Origin of the sequence: Pseudarthrobacter equi (assembly GCF_900105535.1) — a bacterium.
Classification (GTDB): domain Bacteria; phylum Actinomycetota; class Actinomycetes; order Actinomycetales; family Micrococcaceae; genus Arthrobacter; species Arthrobacter equi.
In genome coordinates this window covers 2965275-2983869 of sequence record NZ_LT629779.1, presented here as the reverse complement: position 1 = coordinate 2983869, position 18595 = coordinate 2965275, and the positions used below count along the sequence as shown (strand labels likewise).

19 protein-coding genes are annotated in these 18595 nt (G+C 67.6%); 16 read left to right on the top strand and 3 right to left on the bottom strand.

Going from position 1 to position 18595, the window contains the following annotated elements; all coding sequences use genetic code 11:
* The first annotated feature begins 71 nt into the window (after window positions 1-71).
* Window positions 72-872, top strand: a complete 801-nt coding sequence (locus BLT71_RS13450; RefSeq protein WP_091721131.1) for an alpha/beta hydrolase — start codon at window positions 72-74, stop codon at window positions 870-872.
* A gap of 36 nt (window positions 873-908) precedes the next feature.
* Here BLT71_RS13450 and BLT71_RS13445 read toward each other — a convergent pair whose 3' ends face one another.
* A complete protein-coding gene (locus BLT71_RS13445; protein WP_091721129.1) occupies window positions 909-2219 on the bottom strand; it encodes an AI-2E family transporter in 1311 nt (436 codons plus the stop codon).
* Window positions 2220-2421: 202 nt separating this feature from the next.
* Between BLT71_RS13445 and BLT71_RS13440 the strand changes: the two genes are divergently transcribed.
* The 9 genes from BLT71_RS13440 (at window position 2422) to BLT71_RS13400 (ending at window position 12175) form a co-directional block, all read left to right on the top strand.
* Window positions 2422-4125, top strand: coding sequence for a hypothetical protein (locus BLT71_RS13440; protein WP_091721126.1), 1704 nt, complete (start codon window positions 2422-2424; stop codon window positions 4123-4125).
* Between the two features lie 69 nt (window positions 4126-4194).
* Complete coding sequence (locus tag BLT71_RS13435) at window positions 4195-5199, top strand: tetratricopeptide repeat protein (protein ID WP_091721124.1); 1005 nt, start codon at window positions 4195-4197, stop codon at window positions 5197-5199.
* Window positions 5199-6296, top strand: coding sequence for an NADH:flavin oxidoreductase/NADH oxidase (locus tag BLT71_RS13430; protein WP_091721121.1), 1098 nt, complete (start codon window positions 5199-5201; stop codon window positions 6294-6296). The genes BLT71_RS13435 and BLT71_RS13430 overlap by 1 nt, the downstream gene beginning before the upstream one ends.
* A complete protein-coding gene (locus BLT71_RS13425) occupies window positions 6265-6654 on the top strand; it encodes a DUF3253 domain-containing protein (protein WP_322788287.1) in 390 nt (129 codons plus the stop codon). The genes BLT71_RS13430 and BLT71_RS13425 overlap by 32 nt, the downstream gene beginning before the upstream one ends.
* Window positions 6655-6742: 88 nt before the next feature.
* A complete protein-coding gene (locus tag BLT71_RS13420) occupies window positions 6743-7561 on the top strand; it encodes an ABC transporter ATP-binding protein (RefSeq protein WP_091721118.1) in 819 nt (272 codons plus the stop codon).
* Entirely contained in the window at window positions 7543-9114 is a 1572-nt protein-coding gene (locus BLT71_RS13415; protein ID WP_091721115.1) for a transporter, read from the top strand. Before BLT71_RS13420 ends, BLT71_RS13415 begins: the two co-directional genes overlap by 19 nt.
* A 27-nt stretch (window positions 9115-9141) precedes the next feature.
* Complete coding sequence (gene nagB, locus BLT71_RS13410; protein ID WP_091721112.1) at window positions 9142-9921, top strand: glucosamine-6-phosphate deaminase; 780 nt, start codon at window positions 9142-9144, stop codon at window positions 9919-9921.
* 131 nt (window positions 9922-10052) lie between these two features.
* Window positions 10053-10394: a DUF3039 domain-containing protein gene (locus BLT71_RS13405; RefSeq protein ID WP_015937500.1), complete on the top strand. Its 342-nt coding sequence runs from the start codon at window positions 10053-10055 to the stop codon at window positions 10392-10394.
* Window positions 10394-12175, top strand: coding sequence for a DEAD/DEAH box helicase (locus tag BLT71_RS13400; RefSeq protein WP_091721109.1), 1782 nt, complete (start codon window positions 10394-10396; stop codon window positions 12173-12175). The genes BLT71_RS13405 and BLT71_RS13400 overlap by 1 nt, the downstream gene beginning before the upstream one ends.
* Window positions 12176-12236: 61 nt before the next feature.
* Here BLT71_RS13400 and BLT71_RS13395 read toward each other — a convergent pair whose 3' ends face one another.
* Together BLT71_RS13395 and BLT71_RS13390 are read right to left on the bottom strand one after the other, a co-directional pair.
* Window positions 12237-12860, bottom strand: coding sequence for an isochorismatase family protein (locus tag BLT71_RS13395; protein WP_091721106.1), 624 nt, complete (start codon window positions 12858-12860; stop codon window positions 12237-12239).
* 9 nt (window positions 12861-12869) lie between these two features.
* A complete protein-coding gene (locus tag BLT71_RS13390; protein WP_091724023.1) occupies window positions 12870-14198 on the bottom strand; it encodes a nicotinate phosphoribosyltransferase in 1329 nt (442 codons plus the stop codon).
* A 38-nt stretch (window positions 14199-14236) separates the two neighbouring features.
* On the opposite strand from BLT71_RS13390, the gene clpS reads away from it, so the two are divergent.
* From clpS to rdgB, 6 genes are all read left to right on the top strand, one after another.
* Window positions 14237-14599 (top strand): ATP-dependent Clp protease adapter ClpS, encoded by a 363-nt coding sequence (gene clpS / locus BLT71_RS13385; RefSeq protein WP_091721104.1) that lies wholly within the window; start codon window positions 14237-14239, stop codon window positions 14597-14599.
* Entirely contained in the window at window positions 14592-15158 is a 567-nt protein-coding gene (locus tag BLT71_RS13380) for a DUF2017 domain-containing protein (protein WP_091721101.1), read from the top strand. Before clpS ends, BLT71_RS13380 begins: the two co-directional genes overlap by 8 nt.
* A 105-nt stretch (window positions 15159-15263) precedes the next feature.
* Complete coding sequence (gene murI / locus BLT71_RS13375; RefSeq protein ID WP_390896657.1) at window positions 15264-16304, top strand: glutamate racemase; 1041 nt, start codon at window positions 15264-15266, stop codon at window positions 16302-16304.
* Entirely contained in the window at window positions 16301-17098 is a 798-nt protein-coding gene (locus BLT71_RS13370) for an MBL fold metallo-hydrolase (protein ID WP_091721099.1), read from the top strand. The genes murI and BLT71_RS13370 overlap by 4 nt, the downstream gene beginning before the upstream one ends.
* Window positions 17099-17163: 65 nt before the next feature.
* On the top strand, window positions 17164-17922 hold the full coding sequence (gene rph / locus BLT71_RS13365) for a ribonuclease PH (RefSeq protein ID WP_015937492.1): 759 nt from the start codon (window positions 17164-17166) through the stop codon (window positions 17920-17922).
* Window positions 17919-18572: an RdgB/HAM1 family non-canonical purine NTP pyrophosphatase gene (gene rdgB, locus BLT71_RS13360; protein WP_091721096.1), complete on the top strand. Its 654-nt coding sequence runs from the start codon at window positions 17919-17921 to the stop codon at window positions 18570-18572. Before rph ends, rdgB begins: the two co-directional genes overlap by 4 nt.
* Window positions 18573-18595: the final 23 nt, after the last annotated feature.

The following is an 18595-nucleotide window of genomic DNA, read 5'->3' as shown; positions in this document are numbered from 1 at the left end:
CGCGGCACTGAACAGCTGGCGCGGAGGAGCCCGGGCCGTGGAGACCGCCCGCTGTCGCTAAGCTGGCAGGCATGACTTTTGATCCGGCGTCGTACGAATTCAGCCAGGCCGCTGGCCCCGTTCCCATCCGTGCCTCCACGGTCCTGCCGGCCAGGCGCGAGAACGTCGAGCTGCAGACAGCGGACGGACACACTCTGGTGGGCGAACTCGCCCTGCCGGAATCCGGCGAGGTCCGGGCCACGCTGATCACGTTGCACCCGCTTCCTACGCACGGCGGCTTCATGGACTCGCACGTCTACCGCAAGGCGTCCTACCGGCTGCCGGCGCTGGCCGGCATCGCAGTGCTGCGTTTCAACACGCGCGGCACCGGCTCCCCCCGGGGCACCAGCACGGGTGCGTTCGAGGAAGGCGTGGGGGAACGCCACGACGTGGAAGCGGCGGTCCGTTTCGCCGTCGAACGCGGGCTGCCCAACCGGTGGCTGGTGGGCTGGTCCTTCGGCACGGAACTGGCACTGATGTACGGTGCCACCGAACCTGTGGCATCGCAGGTGGAGGGTGCTGTCCTGCTGTCCCCGCCGCTGCACCGGGCCACGGACAAGCACCTGCAGCTGTGGGCGGAGTCGGGCAAACCGCTGACGGTCCTGGTGCCGGAGCACGATGACTTCCTCCAGCCCGCCGAGGCCGCAGCCCGCTTCAGCCTGGTTCCCCAAGCGCACGTGCTGGGCGTGGACGGCGCAAAGCATCTGTGGGTGGGCGAGAAGTACGCCGCGCGGGTCCTGAACGAGATTGTGGGGCGGGTGTCCGCAACGGACGGGAACGCCGCTGCACTGCCGACCGAGTGGGACGGGCCCACGGCGACTGCCGCCTCCTGACCCGTCCCCGAAGCGGGCATCCCCGCGGTTGCCGGGCTAGTGCTGGTCCTGCCGGACGATATAGATCTCCTTGATCAGCAACAGGATGGCAGCCGCCGTGGGAATCGCGATAAGGGCGCCCAGGACCCCCAGCAGGCTGCCGCCGGCGATCACGGAAATGACGGCGACGGCACCGGGAACGGCCACGGCCTTCTGCATGATGCGTGGCGAGATGAAGTAGGCCTCGAACTGGAGGTAGGCAAAGTAGCAGATGGCGTAGATGGCGGCCGTCTGCCAGCCCACGGTCAGGGCGATGAGGACTACGACAACGCCGGCGATCATGGCACCCACCAGCGGGATAAAGGCAAGCAGTGCCACCACGAACGCGAGCAGCAGGGCGAACGGAATGCCCACAATCGACATCACGATGAAGGCGAAGGTGGCATTGAGCAGGGCAACGCAGGCCTGGCCGATCACGTAGTTGCCCACGGACTTGGTGATGGCATCCGACAACGCCTCCACCCGGTGCCGGCGGGAACGCGGGGCCAGCCGGTAACCCCACTTCTTCATTGCCGGCAGGGCAGCAAGGAAGTAGAGGCTGAGCACCAGGACGATCAGGGCACCGAACAGGCCATTGGCCACCGTGGAGCCGAACCCCACGACGCCGCCGGCGATTCCGCCCACGGCGTTGGGATCGTTGACGAACTTGTTCAACTCATCGGCGATGCGGTCGCGGACACCGAACTGGTCGTCAAGGGTGCGGAAAAGGTCCGAGTTCATGAAATCCCGCACCCACGTGGGCGCCTGCTGCACTATCTCGGTGACCTGCTGGACGATCGTTGGGATCAGGGTGGCAAAGAAGCCCACTACGGCGACGATCAGCACGGAGACTGACATCAGGATTCCGGCCGGCCGGGGGATCTTCCGGTTCTCGAGCCACTTCACCACGGGCTCGAGGCCCAGCGCGATGAAGAGCGCCGCAACGATCCACAGGAGCAACTGGGTGGTGTGTGATCCAATCCAGTAGACCAGCAGCGCCACCCCGACGCCGACGGTTCCCATGAAGCCCATGTAGAGCGGATGTTGCGGGGACATCCGTGGTCCGGGGGCGCCGAACTGGGGGCGCGTCACGCCGTCGGGGTCCTCGGTGGTTTGGTCCTGCTGGGAGTATTCCGGGGGCATCTCGAAACGGAGCCGCGGCTGCGCGCCGGGCAGCGGCTGGCGGAGGCGACGTGCCAGGAAGCCCAGCGCTGCTGCGGCGGCGCCCTTCCGGTGGGCAGTTCCGGGCCCCTGGGGGACCGCGGGCGACGGTCCAACGTCCCTTGGATCGCCTGCTGCCTGGGAGGACTCGTCCGTCTTGTCAGTCACTGGTTTTTGGCGCCTGTTCCGTGCATGGCACCGCCTTGGCGGGCCGGTGTGATGATCATCGCAAACACTATCAGCAGGCTTGTCAACACCTGCGGAGGAGCACCGCAGAGACTCCTGGCGAGGACTGCCGGATAGCCATGAACCGGGCCTGAACTGGGGCTCGTGGTAACAAAATGGTTACTATTGAAGCTAAACCCCGCTGATGATAGGTGTTCCCTTGCGTTTAAAGACTGCAGCCGCACTTGTGCTGCTCGGCCTCCTGACACTTCTGGCCGGTATCGGCCAGAAGACCATCTGGGCCCCTTCCGAGACCTTTACGGCGTCCGCGCCGGCCGACGCTACGGCTGCCCCGTTGACCGTCTTCGACCAGAAGCTGCGGACACTCCACGGCGGAACCGTCAAGATCGATGTCCAGGGCGACGGCAACTTCATGCTTGCCGCGGGCCGGCCCGATGACGTTGAGGCATGGGTGGGCACCGCTGCGCACAACACCATCACGGGAACGTCCGAGGACGGCAAGTCCCTGCAGGTTGAACATACCGACGGCGAAGCCACGGCACCCAACCCTGCAGGATCCGACCTTTGGGTCACCACGGAGAATGCCAGCGGTGAGCTTGAATACTCCTGGACGCCTCCGGCGGACGGCGACTGGACGTTGCTGCTGGCCGCTGACGGAACCAAGGCTGCTCCCGCGACTGTCTCGATGACCTTTCCCAACGACACCGCCACCCCCTGGGCCATCCCGCTGATGGTCCTCGGCGCGCTGCTCATCCTTGGCGGGATTGTCCTCGCCGTGCTCTCGGCCCGCCGTCGCGACGGTGACGGCGACGGCGAGGGCAGCGGATTCGCCCAGCGTGCCCGTGCACGCAAGCAGGCCCGCTCCTCCTCCAGGGTCACCATGGCGGCCGCCGGCGTGGCCGCTGCGGTACTGGCCGGCACGGGAACTGCCGCCACGGCCGCCACATCGCCTGCCCCCGCTCCCACGGGCTCTGCCTCGGCGCCTGCCGCCCAGGGTGGAAACGCCGCCCCCGTCCTGCTGGACGTGCAGTTCCGCCGCATCCTTGAGCAGGTGTCCAGTGCTGCCGACGCCGGCGACGCCGCCAAGGATGCTGCAAAACTGGCTGACCGGGTGGGCGGTACGGAGCTGGAAGTCCGTACCTCGAACTACAAGATCCGCTCGCAGGTGGGCTCGTATGAGGCCCGCATGCCGGTCCGTTCCACCAAGCTCCTGACGACGGCGGTCACCACGGACCGCGGATGGCCGCGCTCGGTCCTCGCCGTTTCCCAGGGTGATGGCAACGTGGTTCCCCAGCTGCTGACCCTCGTCCAGAAGTCCCCGCGGGAAAACTACAAGCTCATGGAGACCACTCCGCTCCAGCCGGGCACCACGTTCCCCGCCATCAGCCGGAACGGCACTGAGACCGTGGAGGCTAAAGACAAGACCGGCCTGCTGTACACCGGGGAAGAGGCCCTGTCGGGCCTGGCCGACCGGCTCAGCAATGCCGATTCGGCGTTCAAGGACAAGATCGTGGAAGGCGAGTCCTCGCCGTACATTGCCGACACCCTGTCCTACCAGGCCGAGGTGGTCAAGGCCGGCGAAAACGGAAACTTCTCCTTCACCCACAAGGTGGCCCCCGAAGGCACCGTGGTGTTCCGCACCGAAGATGGCGGCGCACTGGTGCTGGGCCGCATCAACTTCGGCTTCGAAGGAACCCCGAAGGCCGCCGGAGACAAGCTCTCCATTGGTGACGACGCCGCAGCCCTGGCCGGAGGCAAGGAAACCACCACGGGCATGGTCCTGAGCTTCGCCGAGTCGGTGGCGGTCTACGTGCCGCCGGCGGGGTCCTCCGATCCCATGAAGCTTGTGGCAGCAACCCGCGGGCTCGTGGGCGCCAGCTTCAAGTAGCCGCCCGCACCAAGTAGTCCCATTACCGCAGTACCACCGGCAGCGGCCGCAGTGGCTAGAGTGGGAAGCATGAGTTCGCCTGCTTCCCGTCCAGTCCCTCCGGCCGCTGCCAACCTGCTTAACCTGCGCGGCGCCGTCGATCTTTCCAGCCTGAAGCAACGCCCCGCCGCTCCGTCGCCGTCAGCGGCACCGCCGTCGCAGGATGCCCCGGCGGGCACCCCGGCGGCCGGTGGGACAAGCGGTCCGGGAAATGGCCCCGAGTTGCGGGTCGAGGTGACGGAGATGAACTTCCAGCAGCTCGTGGAGCTCTCCGCGCAGGTGCCGGTGGTCTTCGCCCTGTGGGCTCCGTACTCCCCGGAATCCGCTGCGGCCCTTGAGGTCCTGGACCGCGTGGTGGCCGGCTACGGCGGCCGGCTGGTACTGGGCGCTGCTGACATCGAAGCGTTCCCCCAGCTTGCCCAGGCCTTCCAGGTCCAGGCCGTGCCCACTGCAGTGGCCGTCCTGAAGGGGCAGCCGGTTCCCCTCTTCCAGGGCCACGCCGAGGAAGAACAGGTGCGCAGCCTTTTCGATGAACTGCTGAAGGTTGCCGCTGCCAACGGTGTCACCGGCAGCCTGAACGCCGGGGACGGCGGCGAACCGGAAGAAGCTCCGTTGCCCCCGCTGCACCAGGCCGCGTACGACGCCATCGAAGCAGGGGACTACGAGTCGGCGGCAGAAGCGTACCGGCAGGCCCTTAACGAGATGCCGTCCGATCACGAGGCCAAGGCCGGCCTGGCACAGGTGGAGCTGATGGCCAGGCTGCAGGTGGTGTCTGCCCAGGACACCGAGGCCATCCGGGCGCTGGCGGCCAATGAGCCGGACAACATTGAAGCGCAGCTGGGCGTCGCGGACCTTGATGTCGCCGGGGGCCACGTTGAGGATGGGCTGAACCGCGTGGTGGCCTTTATCGGCCGGAACTTCGGCCCGGAGCGTGAGACCGCGCGGGTGCGGCTGCTGGAGCTGTTTGACGTCGTGGGGGCCTCGGACGAACGGGTGGCCAAGGCGCGCCAGGCCCTGGCGAGGGTGCTCTTCTAGTGCCGGCGCTCTTCGAGCCGCTGAAGCTGAGGTCCCTGGAACTGCAGCACCGGGGCTGGGTATCACCCATGTGCCAATACAGTTGCGATGCCGACGCCGCCCCGGGTGTTCCCAACGACTGGCACCTGATGCATTTGGGCTCCTTTGCCGCCGGCGGGGCCGCGCTGATCCTCACCGAGGCGGCAGCCGTGAACCCCGAAGGCCGCATCAGCCCGCGCGACGCCGGCATCTGGAACGACGATCAGGTTCACGCCTGGCGGCGGATTACCTCGTTCGTGCACCAGCACGGCACCGGCGGGGCCAGGATCGGCGTCCAGTTGGCCCACGCCGGCCGGAAGGCCTCCACGTTTTGGCCGTTTTCCGGCCGGCGCGGGACGGTGCCCGAATCGGAGGGCGGCTGGACCACGGTTGGCCCGTCGGCAATCGCGTTCGAGGGGTACGACACTCCGGCCGCCATGACCGGGGACCAGATCCAGGCAGTGGTTACGGACTTCGTCGCTGCCGCGGTCCGGGCGGTCGATGCCGGCTTCGACACTGTGGAGATCCACGGGGCCCACGGCTACCTGCTGCACCAGTTCCAGAGCCCCTTGAGCAACACCCGTGACGACGAATGGGGCGGCGACGAGGAACGGCGGAACCGCCTGATGCTCGCCGTCATCGATGCCGTTCGGTCCGCCATCCCGGACTCAATGCCGCTCCTGCTGCGGATTTCCGCCAGCGACTGGGCGCCGGGCGGCATCGGCCTGCCGGAGTCTGTCCGCCTGGCTCGCCAGGCGGCGGAGCATGGCGTGGACCTGATCGACGTTTCCAGTGGGGGAGCGGTGGCCCACCAGGAAATCACCGTGGGCCCGGGTTACCAGACCGGATTCGCTGCCGCCATCCGGGAGGAAACCGGAGTGCCCACCGGCACGGTGGGACTCCTGACCTCCGCCGGGCAGGCGGAGCACGCTGTGGCCACTGGCCAGGCGGATGCGGTGCTGATTGCCAGGGCGGCGCTCCGCGATCCGCACTGGTGGCTTCGTGCGGCCTTCGAATTGGGTCATGACCTGCCGTGGGTTCCGCAGTATGAGCGCGCCATTCCGCGGCGCTCGTTCTGAACGGCATGCCGTGAACGGGCCGAAGCCATCGGATGACGCGGCACCTCGCGGCGCTGCCCCGTCCGGCAAGTCCGCCTCCGGCAAGTCCGCCTCCGGCTCTTCCTCTTCCGGGCCCACCGGCAAGGAACTGGAGACTGCCATCCTGAAGCTGCTGGCCGCCCGGGCAGCCACATCCACTATTTGCCCGTCCGATGCCGCCCGCGCCGTGGGCGGCGAGCACTGGCGGGGTCTGATGGAGCCGGTCCGCCAAGCCGCCCGCCGGCTGGTTGACGCCGGCGACGTCGAGGTCACCCAGGGCGGTTCCGTGGTGGATCCGGGCACCGCCAAGGGCCCCATCCGCATCCGCAAGGCCCGCTAGGCACCCGCCCGCGGACGCCGTCGTACGCCTTTGTCGCTACTCCTCCGGGAGGACCCCAGGGGCGGCACCTGCGGGCTAGTCTGGCTTCATGACTGCTCCGCAACCGCACCCGGCGCTTCCACCCACCCCTGCCGGCCCACCCCCTGGCGGGGCCGTTCCGGCACTGTCCATCCGGGGGTTGGCCAAGCGTTTTGGCACCAAGATCGCCGTGGACGGAATCAGCCTCGATGTCCCGGCCGGCTCCTTCTACGGCATCGTGGGTCCCAACGGCGCCGGCAAGACCACCACCCTGTCGATGGCGACGGGGCTTCTCCGCCCGGACTTCGGCACGGCCCTGGTGCACGGCGTGGATGTCTGGGTGAATCCCCTGGAGGCCAAAAGGCTGATGGGCATCCTCCCGGATGGCGTCCGGCTCTTCGACCGCCTCACCGGAGAACAGCTCATCACCTATGCCGGGCTGCTGCGCGGCATGGACCGCGGGGTGGTGGCTTCCCGGGTGGGCGAGCTGCTCGCTGCCATGGACCTGGCCCAGGACGCCGGCACCCTGGTGGTGGACTACTCGGCCGGCATGACCAAGAAGATCGCCCTCGCTTCGGCACTGATCCACGCCCCGCGGCTCCTGGTCCTTGATGAGCCTTTTGAAGCCGTGGACCCTGTCTCGGCGTCGAATATCCGGTCAATCCTGGACAGCTACGTCGCCTCGGGCGGAACAGTCATTGTCTCCAGCCATGTAATGGACCTGGTGCAGCGCATGTGCGACCACGTGGCAGTGGTGGCAGGCGGCCGTGTGCTGGCTGCCGGAACCGTTGACGAGGTCCGCGCCGGAGCCTCCCTGGAAGACCGCTTCGTCCAGCTGGTGGGCGGCCGGAGCCACACGGAAGGGCTGGAATGGTTGCGCACCTCCTAAGGCTCAAGCTGACTCTGCTGCGCAACGGGCTCAAGCGCAGCCCCTGGCAAATCGTGGGTATTGCCTTTGGCGCCCTTTATGCCGTGGGAATCGTGGGGGCGCTGGTGGTCGCGCTGATCATGGTGGGGCGCGAAAGCCACGAAATTGCACAGACTGCCGTGGTGCTGGGCGGATCCATCGCCATCCTTGGGTGGGGGCTCATCCCGGTGGCCGTATCCTCTGCCGATATGACCCTGGACCCGCTGCGGTTCACCACCTTCGCCGTGCCCATGCGGCAGCTTCTGGCGGGGCTCGCACTGGGCGGCCTGATTGGCATCCCCGGGGTGGCCACCGCACTGGTGGGTCTTGCCACCGTGGCAACCTGGTCACGGGGCATCCTTTCGGCCGGTGCCGCACTGGTGGGGGCTGTCCTGGGAATCCTGACCTGCATCATCCTGTCCAAGGTGGTGACCACGGCTACGGCCAGCCTTGCCTCGTCCCGGCGCTTCAAGGACATCAGCGGCGTGGTCTTCATGATTCCGCTGATCCTGCTGGGACCCATCGTGGCAGGTGTTGCACAAGGCATCAGCGCCTCGGCGGCGTTCCTGCCTGACTTCGCCCGTGCCCTTGCATGGACGCCGCTGGGTGCGGCCTGGTCCCTCGGCGGAGACATTGACGCCGGGCAACCCGGGGCCGCCGGTCTGAAACTGCTGATCGCCGCCGCAACGCTGGCGGCCCTTACCTGGTGCTGGAAAGTCCTCCTGGAACGCGCGCTGGTCAACCCGCCCTACGCAGGCGGTGGAAGCCGGAAGGGCGGAAAGCTGGGAATGTTCGCCTTGCTGCCGCCAACACCCACCGGAGCCGTAACGGCCCGTTCACTCACGTACTGGCTGCGGGACCCCCGCTACGGCGGATCGCTCATTGTCATTCCGCTGCTGGCCGTGGTGCTGTTCTTCCAGGCCAGCCAGGGGGACAGCCTGGGCGCCCTTTCCGTGCTCGGCCCGCTCACGGCTTTCCTCATGGCCTGGTCCATTTCTGCAGACATCTCCTATGACAACACCGCCTTCGCCCTCCACCTGGCCACCGGGGTCCGGGGAACCGCAGACCGCCTGGGCCGTGCACTGGCGTGCCTGATCCTCTCCGTCCCGGTGGTGCTGGCCTTCACGGTGGTGCCCTTTGCCTTCACCGGGTCCTGGGAGTGGTTGCCTGGCGTGCTGGGCCTGTCACTGGGCATGCTGCTCAGCGGGCTGGGACTGTCATCAGTGGTGTCCGCCCGGTACAACATCGCCGTTCCGCTGCCGGGCGACAGCCCGTTCAAGAAGCCGCCGGGAAATGTTGGCCAGACCATGCTGGTGCAATTCGGCGGCATGGGCGTGCTTGCCTTCCTGGTCATTCCGGAGGCCGCGCTGCTCATCGTGCAGAGCGTCACGGGTAATCCGTTCTTCGGGTGGCTGAACCTTGGCGTAGGCCTGGCCCTGGGGCTGGTACTTTTTGTGGTGGGCGTCAGGGTTGGCGGCCGCTGGCTGGAAGCCCGCGGTCCGGAAATGCTGGCCCAACTCACTGTGAACCGTTGATCCACCACCCCCGAAGGACGGCCTGACGTGGAAGTTGTAATCCTTGGCGGCAGCCGTCCCATCGGGAAGCTGGCCGCTGACGCCATCGAAGAGCTGTTGCGGCGCAAACCGGACGCTGTGCTGGGGCTGGCCACCGGGTCCTCGCCCCTGCCCGTCTACGAGGAACTGGCCGCGCGCCACGCAACAGGGCTGGATTTTAGCCGGGCGTCTGGCTTCGCCCTCGATGAATATGTGGGACTGCCCGACGGGCACCCCGAGCAGTACCGGAACGTGATCCGCCGCGAATTCACCGACCGGATCAATATCGATCCCGCCAACGTCCATTCGCCGGACGGCTCCGCCGCGGACATCCCGGCAGCCTGCGATGCCTATGAAGCCGCCATCGCCGCTGCCGGGGACGTGGACCTGCAGTTGCTGGGCGTTGGCACCGACGGCCACATCGGTTTCAATGAGCCCGGGTCCTCCTTCGCCTCGCGCACCCGGATCAAGAGCCTGATCGAACAGACCCGCAAGGACAACGCGCGGTTCTTCACCAGCCTGGCGGACGTTCCGCACCATGTCATCACGCAGGGCCTGGGCACCATCATGGACGCCCGGCACGTGATCCTGATCGCAACCGGAGCCCAGAAGGCGCAGGCGGTCCGGGACTTCGTGGAGGGACCCGTTGCTGCGATCTGCCCGGCGTCGGTCCTGCAGTTCCACCCGCACGCCACCGTCCTGGTGGACGAAGCCGCCGCTTCGGCCTTGAAACTCGCCGATTTCTACCGGCATACCTACGACAACAAGCCCTCCTGGCAGGGCCTTTAGCGGCACCTCCGGCACCCGGGCGCGTCGCGGAAACGTACGACGCCGGGCTTCGCCGGGATGCGTCCGGCCCGGATGGACGTGCCCCCGGGAGCCGCGCCGCCGTCGGACGCAGCCCTGCCGGAAAGGCTAAGATGGTTGGCATGACTAGCATGACGGACCCTCTCGAAAACGACCCGATGCGCGAGCTTTCCGGGGCTGGTACGTCCACGGCCACCATTGAGCGCGAGGAACTGCGCCAGGAGGTCGAACCGGGGGACCGGGAGCGCTTTTCGCACTATGTCCGCAAGGAAAAGATCATGGAGTCGGCGCTGAGCGGTGAGCCCGTCATCGCACTGTGCGGCAAGGTCTGGACGCCGGGCCGGGATCCGAAGAAGTTCCCGGTGTGCCCCACGTGCAAAGAGGTCTACGAGGGCCTCCGCCCGGGCAATGACGGCGGCAAGGGTCCCGGAGGGGACTCAGGCAGCAACAAATAGTGACGGAGACGCTCTTTGGCGGCCCCACCCTGCCCCCGGCCTATCCGGAACGCGCAGCCTGGGGAACCGCCCCGAAACTCCGTGCCTGGCAGCAGGAGGCCCTTGACCTCTACTTGGCCAAAAGCCCCCGCGATTTCCTTGCGGTAGCAACGCCCGGCGCCGGTAAGACCACCTTCGCCCTGCGCATCGCCTCAACGCTCATCGATTCCGGTGCGGTAAACCGCGTGACCATCGTGGCGCCCACCGACCACCTCAAGCGGCAGTGGGCTGACGCTGCAGCCAAGGTGGGCATCGCGATCGACCCCAACTTCAAGAACTCGGACGGCCAGCACGGCCGCGGATTCATCGGGGTTGCTGTCACGTATGCCCAGGTTGCCAGCAAACCGATGCTGCACCGCGCCAAGACCGAGGCCGCCCGCACGCTGGTGATCCTGGACGAGATCCACCACGGTGGCGAAGCCCTGTCCTGGGGCGACGGTCTGCGGGAGGCCTTCGACCCCGCGATCCGCCGGCTGTCCCTGACCGGAACACCGTTCCGTTCGGATACCTCGCCTATTCCGTTCGTGGAGTACGCCGAGGACCGCGACGGCATCAGGCGCTCCAAAGCCGATTACACTTACGGCTACGGCAACGCCCTGCGCGACCACGTGGTCCGGCCCGTGATGTTCATGGCGTATTCGGGCCAGATGCGCTGGCGTACCAGTGCCGGCGAGGAGATGGCGGCGTCCCTGGGCGAGGCTGCCGTCACGAAGGACATCACCTCGCATGCCTGGCGGACAGCACTAAACCCGGCCGGCGAGTGGATCCCCGCCGTCCTGGCGGGCGCGGACAGGCGGCTCAGCGAGGTGCGCCGCACGGTGCCCGACGCCGGCGGCCTGGTGATTGCCACGGACCACGAGGACGCGCGGGCCTACGCCGGGCAGCTGAAGCGGATCACGGGGGAGTCGCCCACGGTGATCCTCTCCGATGACGCGAAGGCCTCGAGCAAGATCGAGGAGTTTACCGCTAGCGAAAAGCGGTGGATGGTGGCTGTCCGGATGGTGTCCGAAGGCGTTGACGTGCCCCGGCTGTCCGTCGGTGTGTACGCAACGTCCACGTCCACGCCGTTGTTCTTTGCCCAGGCTGTGGGGCGTTTCGTGCGTGCCCGCAAGCGCGGCGAAACTGCCTCGGTGTTCCTGCCGTCCGTCCCCACGCTGATGGCGCTGGCCAACTCCATGGAAATGGAGCGGGACCACGCCCTGGACCGGCCGGAGAAAGAAGACGGCGACGGCCTGTTCAACCCCGAGGACTCGCTGATGGCCGAGGCGAACCGGGAGGACAAAGCCTCGGACAGCCTCACCAAGGGCAAGTTCGAGGCACTGGACTCACAGGCCTCCTTCGACAGGGTCCTGTTCGACGGCGGCGAGTTCGGCACCGGCGGCGAGGTGGGGTCCGACGACGAAATGGACTTCCTGGGCATCCCCGGGCTCCTGGATGCCGAGCAGGTGGGCACGCTGCTGCGGCAGCGCCAGCATGAACAGCTGAACCGGAAGAACCGGAAGGGGCCGGCGGCGGCGGAAACCGTGATTCCAGCCGTACCGGACCATAGGATGCTGATGGACCTGCGGAACGAGCTGGCGAAAAACGTGGCTGCATGGGCGGCCCGGACCGGCACTCCGCACGGCATGGTGCACACCAAGCTGCGCACCGTCTGCGGCGGTCCACCGGTGGCCCAGGCCAACGAGGAACAGCTGCAGGCGCGGCTGCGGAAGCTTCAGGACTGGTTCGTCGGCCGCAAGTAGCGGACAGGAAAACAGGAATGGCCGGGCCCGTAGGCCCGGCCATTCCTGTAGGTTCCGGCTTTCAGGCGACGTCTACGCCGCCGAGTTCCATCTCCGCCACGGCTTCTTCCAGGTCTTCGGCAATGCCCGCCGTGAGGGACCGGACCACGGTGACCGAGTATCCTGCCTGGACGGCGTCGAGGGAGGTGGCCAGCACGCAGTAGTCGGTGGCGATCCCCACCACCACAACGTCCTCAACGTCATGGCTCTGCAGCCAGTCGTCGAGGCCGACGGCGTCCCCGTCCGGCTCAAGGGCGTCGCCTGTTGAACCGGCCTGGCGCTCCCCGGTGGGGACGGCGTCCTCGGGCGCCAGGAGTCCCTCGAAGCCCGAGTACGCGGCAGCGTACTGGCCCTTCCGGAAATACGCCTCGATGTATTCGGTGTCCAGGTCCGGGTGGAGGTCCGCGCCGCGGGTGCCCGCCACGCAGTGCGCCGGCCAGCTGTCCTTGAAATCAGGGGTTTCCGAAAAGTGCCCGCCCGGATCGATGTGCCAGTCCTGGGTGGCCACAATGTGGTCGAATTCGTTGTGGTGGGCGTCGACGTATTCGCTGATGGCGCCGGCCACGGCAGCGCCGCCGTCAACGGCAAGCGAACCGCCCTCGCAGAAGTCGTTCTGGACGTCGACAATAATTAGTGCGCGTGACATCAGTCCTCCTCAGTTGTCTTCGTAGATGGTGGGGATTGCTGCCTCGCCGCGCTGCAGCCGGTTGACCACCGGCGGCAGTTCGGCCATGGAATCGGCGTGCCGCCGGGCCGCCCGGACCACTCCCTCGTGCCCGGTCCAGCCGGGAAGGAGCTCGCCGTTCTTCATGAACTGCTGCAGCAGGGGGCGGTCGTTCCCATCGTCTTCGGGGCGGTGGCCTACGCCCACTACCTCCGCCGTAGCCGTGCCTCGGCTGTCCAGCTTGCGCAGCGCATATTTGCGCCCGCCCACGCTGGCTTTGTTCTTGGCGGCCTTGGCCACGGAGACGTACGCGCCGTCGTCGTCCGTGCGGCTGACCAGCTTGTAGACCATGCTGGCGGTGGGAGCACCGGAACCGGTGACCAGCGACGTGCCCACACCGTAAGCGTCCACCGGAGCGGACTGCAGGGCGGCGATGGCGTACTCGTCGAGATCGGACGTGACCATGATCTTGGTGTTCTCGTTGCCGAGGTCGTCCAACAGCCGGCGGACCCACTGTGCCTGGGCCACGAGGTCGCCCGAGTCCAGCCGCACCGCACCCAGCCGGGGACCCGCAATGTCCACGGCCGTGCGGACGGCCTGTTCGACGTCGTACGTGTCCACCAGAAGGGAGGTGCCCTCGCCGAGGGAAGCGATCTGCGCCTCGAAGGCTTCGCGCTCGGTGTCATGCAGCAGCGTGAAGGAGTGCGCGGCGGTGCCCACCGTCCTGATGCCGTACCGGATGCCGGCCTCGAGGTTGGAGGTGCTGCCAAAGCCGGCGATCACGGCGGCACGCGCGGCCGAAGCAGCCGCTTCCTCGTGGGTGCGCCGCGACCCCATCTCAATGCAGGGGCGGCCGCCGGCAGCGCTGACCATGCGCGACGCGGCGGAAGCGATGGCGCTGTCATGGTTGAGGACGGACAGGATGTACGTCTCCAGCATGCAGGCTTCGGCGAACGTGCCCTCGACGATCAGGATGGGGGAGTTGGGGAAGTAGGCCTCACCCTCCGCGTAACCCCAGATGTCGCCGGAGAACCGGTAGGAGGACAGGTACTCCAGCGTGGCGTCATCCACCACGTTGGTGCGGGCCAGGAAATCCAGCTCCGCCTTGCCGAAGCGGAAGTTGGCGATGCCCTCCAGCAGCCGGCCGGTGCCTGCCACGATGCCGTACCTGCGGCCGTCCGGGAGCCGCCGTGCAAAGGCCTCGAACACCGATTTGCGGTGGGCCGCGCCGGAATGGAGCGAAGCCTGCAGCATGGTCAGCTCGTAGTGGTCTGTATAAAAGGACGTGCGGGGATGGTCCCAGCCGGCAGAGGTACTCACGAAAATCACTCTAGTAGCCAGCCCCATAGAATGGACAGATGAGCATTAGCGTTGCGCCCGGCCCTGATACGCAGGAGGGCACCCGGACCGGAACAGCGGAGTCCATAGACACCCTGGCCGCCCCGGACATCCCCTGGAACCTGGTGATCTGGAACGATCCCGTCAACCTCATGAGCTACGTCAGCTACGTTTTCCAAAGCTATTTCGGGTATTCGGAGACCAAGGCGAACAAGCTCATGATGGAGGTCCACAAGAAGGGCCGGTCCATCGTGACGCACGGCAGCAAGGAACAGGTGGAGCGCCACGCGGTGGCCATGCACGGCTTCGGGCTGTGGGCCACAGTGGAAAAGGCAAGCGGCACGTCCGGCAACCCGGGCCGGGGCAAGGGGAAACGTGGCTAAGGCATTCAAGTACGGACTCAAGGGCATCACCGGATTCCTGGAACCAACCGAGCGCGAACTCCTGCGGAGCCTGATTGCCGATGTCATCTCCATGCTGCAGCCGGAGGAACGCGAGGGCCAGGACCCGCTGGCGGCACTCATCGGACTGGACATGGACGTGGTTGAGCCCACCGACCGTGCGGTCAGGCGGTTGCTGCCGAACGTGGTCAAGGACGACGGCGACGCCTCGCTGGAGTTCCGCCAGCTCACCGAGCGCTCGCTGCGGGAAACCAAGATCGGAGCCCTGCGGGCCGCGGCGCTGGACCTGGACAAGGACGAGATCGTGCTGACCACCGAGGGCGCGAAGCACTGGTCCACGGCGCTGAACGACGTCCGCCTGGTGCTGGCTGAACGGCTGGACATCCGCGACGAACAGGATGCCGAGCACGTCCACCTGATGCAGGACTGGTCCCAGGCCGAAGACGTGGAAAGCTACCTGGCGCTGGTCTACAACTTCACCACCTGGCTGCAGGAATCCCTGGTGCAGGCCATGCTCCAGTCCATGGAAAGCCGCCGTTGAGCGGCGGCCGCCGCGCCGGCAGCCGGGCCTGTGACACATCAGACACGAGTTCCAGGCCACAACATGATGGCTGAGGCTTCAGGGAAGACCTATCCTCGAATAATCATGACAACAGCCTCGAGCAAGGAGCCGTCAGCGGTCGCTGCACAGGTGTCCGCAGCCAGCGACCCTCCCGCAGCGGCGCTGGAAACCCGGCCCATCGGCGTTTTCGATTCCGGCGTAGGCGGCCTCACGGTGGCCCGCTCCATCATCGACCAGCTGCCCAACGAGTCCATCCTCTACGTGGGGGATACGGCACACGGGCCCTACGGGCCGCTGCCCATCGCCGAAGTCCGCGCCAATGCCCTCGGCGTCATGGACGAACTGGTGGACTCCGGCGTCAAGCTGCTCACCATAGCCTGCAACTCGGCGTCGGCCGCTGTGCTCCGGGACGCCCGCGAGCGGTACACGGCCAAGTACGGCATCCCTGTCATTGAAGTCATCCAGCCGGCTGTCCGCCGCGCCGTGGCGGCCACCCGCTCCGGGCGCGTCGGCGTCATCGGAACTTCCGCCACCGTCGGCTCCCGGGCCTACGAGGACACCTTCGCCGCAGCCCCGGACCTGCACATCACCTCCGTGGCCTGCCCTGAATTCGTCAGCTACGTCGAGGCCGGCATCACCACCGGGCCGGAGCTGCTGGCCGTTGCCGAGGAATACCTCGCACCCCTGAAGGCCTCGGGCGTGGACACCGTGGTGCTGGGCTGCACCCACTACCCGCTGCTGACCGGCGTCATCTCCTATGTCATGGGGGCGGATGTCACCCTCGTCTCCAGCGCCGAGGAAACCGCCAAGGACGTCTACCGGGCCCTGGCAACCAACAACCTGCAGCGCACGGCGGCCACCCCGCCCGAGCACCATTTCGTGGCCACCGGCGACGCCGCGCAGTTCGAAACCCTGGCCCGGCGGTTCCTCGGACCCGAGGTGCTGTCCGTCCGCCACGTGGACCACGTGGCTGCGCAGTACCCCACGGGAAGCCTTGCCCGCATCACGCCGGAGATGATCGCAGCGGCCCAGAGCGCGCGGACCCGGCCGCGAATCTCCAATTTCGTGGACCGCGCACTTGCGGACACCGGCCCCGCCGGCAGCAGCGGGGGGACCGGCCTGTGAAGCTCACCATCGTCGGCTGCACCGGCTCGTTCCCCGGCCCCGGATCCCCGGCATCCTGCTACCTTCTGACGGCCACCGACGGGGAGCGGACCTGGAAAGTGGTCATGGACCTCGGCAGCGGTGCCCTCGGCGCCATCCAGCGCTACACGGACCTTGAGGACATCGACGCGATCTTCCTCACCCACCTGCACCCGGACCACTGCATGGACCTGTGCGGACTGCACGTCGCCGTCCGCTGGAAGCCCGGTGGGTGGGACCGAGGCCGCATTCCCGTGTGGGGACCCGCCGCCACCGCTGACCGGATGGCCACCGCCTACGGGTTGGACCTGGACCCCGGGATGCACGAGGAATTCGACTTCACCAACTGGAGCGAACGCCAGCCCGTGACGGTGGGCCCTTTCACGGTGACGCCTTACGCCGTGAACCATCCCGTGGAGGAGGCGTACGCGCTCCGGGTGGAGGTGGTGGAACCGGACAAGGATGGCAACCCGGTGGCCCGCACCCTCACTTACTCGGGGGACACGGACTCGTGCCCCGGCCTGGAAGAGGCAGCGAAGAACGCCGACCTGTTCCTGTGCGAGGCGGCCTTCGAAGAGGGCCGCGACGACGGGATCAAGGACGTCCACCTCACCGGCAAGCGCGCCGGCGAAGCAGCAGCGGCCGCGAACGCCCGCAGGCTCCTGCTGACCCACATCCCCGTCTGGACCTCGCAGACCACCGTCATGGCTGAAGCGCGCCCGGTTTTCCCGGGCGATGTGGCCGTGGCCGTGGCCGGAGTGCACTACACCATCTAGCGGCCGGTCGAGCATGCCCGGCTGCCGGGGCGGACCCTGCCCTTGGCACTCGATAAGCTAAAGGCATGACTTCTGAAGCAACTGCAGTGCCCATTGTGCGCGCCGACGGCCGCGCCCCCGACCAGCTCCGGCCCATCAGCATCACCCGCGGATGGTCCAACCAGGCTGAAGGTTCGGCGCTGATCGAATTCGGCAACACCAGGGTCCTGTGCACCGCTTCCCTGACCGCAGGCGTCCCGCGCTGGCTCAAGGGGGAGGGCAGGGGCTGGGTCACCGCCGAATACGCCATGCTCCCGCGTGCAACCAACACCCGCTCCGACCGGGAATCCGTCAAGGGCAAGATCGGCGGCCGCACCCATGAGATCTCCCGGCTCATCGGCCGGTCCCTGCGCTCGATCATCGACACCAAGGCCCTGGGCGAGAACACCATCGTGCTGGACTGCGACGTCCTGCAGGCCGACGGCGGCACCAGGACCGCGGCGATCACGGGCGCCTACGTGGCCCTGGCCGATGCCATCCGCTTCGCCCGCGACAACAAGCTGATCGCGCGGAACGCCCAGCCGCTGACCGACACCATCGCTGCCGTGTCCGTGGGCATCATCGACGGCGTTCCCATGCTGGACCTGCCCTACGTTGAGGACGTCCGGGCCGAGACGGACATGAACGTGGTGGTCACCGGGTCCGGCAAGTTCGTGGAGGTCCAGGGCACCGCAGAGGGTGCGCCCTTCGACCGTGACGAGCTGAACCAGCTCCTGGACCTGGCGCTGCTGGGCACCACCCAGCTCGCGGCCATCCAGCGGGAGACGCTGGCGGACACCCTGTGAGTGACGGGGCCACCCCGCGGCTGGTCCTTGCCACGCACAACAAGGGCAAGCTCCGGGAGCTGCGCGAGCTCCTGCGCGGCCAGGTCCCAGGGCTCGACGTCGATACCCAGGTGGTCGATGCGGCTGCGGCGGGTGCGCCGGACGTCGTCGAAACGGGTGTCACGTTCGCGGAAAACTCGCTGCTGAAGGCCCGCGCCGTGGCCGCCGCCACCGGCCTGGTGGCCATCGCGGATGACTCTGGGCTCGCCGTCGACGTCATGGGCGGCGCGCCGGGCATCTTCTCCGCGCGGTGGTCCGGCAGGCATGGCGACGACGAAGCCAACCTCAATCTCCTCCTGGGCCAGCTCTCCGACGTGCCGGACCAGCACCGCGGTGCTGCGTTCGTCTGTGCGGCGGCCCTGGCTGTCCCGGCAGCCGATGGGGAGGACACGCGCGAGGTGGTGGAGTACGGGCAGCTCGAGGGCGTCCTGCTGCGCGAGCCCCGCGGGGCCGGCGGCTTCGGTTATGACCCCATTCTGCAGCCGGCCGGCCACGACCGCAGCTGTGCCGAACTGTCGGCCGCGGAGAAGAACGCCATCAGCCACCGCGGCAAGGCCTTCCGTGCCCTGCTGCCGTCCATCGTGGCGGCCCTGGAAACTCAGCCCGCCTGACGCAGCTCGGGCCGGGAACCTCC

What these genes read in the sequence shown, in the direction of transcription:
- BLT71_RS13450 (WP_091721131.1), top strand. Translation starts at nt 72, where the DNA reads ATGACTTTTGATCCGGCGTCGTACGAATTCAGCCAGGCCGCTGGCCCC.
- BLT71_RS13440 (WP_091721126.1), top strand. Translation starts at nt 2,422, where the DNA reads ATGATAGGTGTTCCCTTGCGTTTAAAGACTGCAGCCGCACTTGTGCTG.
- BLT71_RS13435 (WP_091721124.1), top strand. Translation starts at nt 4,195, where the DNA reads ATGAGTTCGCCTGCTTCCCGTCCAGTCCCTCCGGCCGCTGCCAACCTG.
- BLT71_RS13425 (WP_322788287.1), top strand. Translation starts at nt 6,265, where the DNA reads ATGAGCGCGCCATTCCGCGGCGCTCGTTCTGAACGGCATGCCGTGAAC.
- BLT71_RS13420 (WP_091721118.1), top strand. Translation starts at nt 6,743, where the DNA reads ATGACTGCTCCGCAACCGCACCCGGCGCTTCCACCCACCCCTGCCGGC.
- BLT71_RS13415 (WP_091721115.1), top strand. Translation starts at nt 7,543, where the DNA reads ATGGTTGCGCACCTCCTAAGGCTCAAGCTGACTCTGCTGCGCAACGGG.
- BLT71_RS13405 (WP_015937500.1), top strand. Translation starts at nt 10,053, where the DNA reads ATGGTTGGCATGACTAGCATGACGGACCCTCTCGAAAACGACCCGATG.
- BLT71_RS13395 (WP_091721106.1), bottom strand. Translation starts at nt 12,860, where the DNA reads ATGTCACGCGCACTAATTATTGTCGACGTCCAGAACGACTTCTGCGAG.
- clpS (WP_091721104.1), top strand. Translation starts at nt 14,237, where the DNA reads ATGAGCATTAGCGTTGCGCCCGGCCCTGATACGCAGGAGGGCACCCGG.
- murI (WP_390896657.1), top strand. Translation starts at nt 15,264, where the DNA reads ATGACAACAGCCTCGAGCAAGGAGCCGTCAGCGGTCGCTGCACAGGTG.
- rph (WP_015937492.1), top strand. Translation starts at nt 17,164, where the DNA reads ATGACTTCTGAAGCAACTGCAGTGCCCATTGTGCGCGCCGACGGCCGC.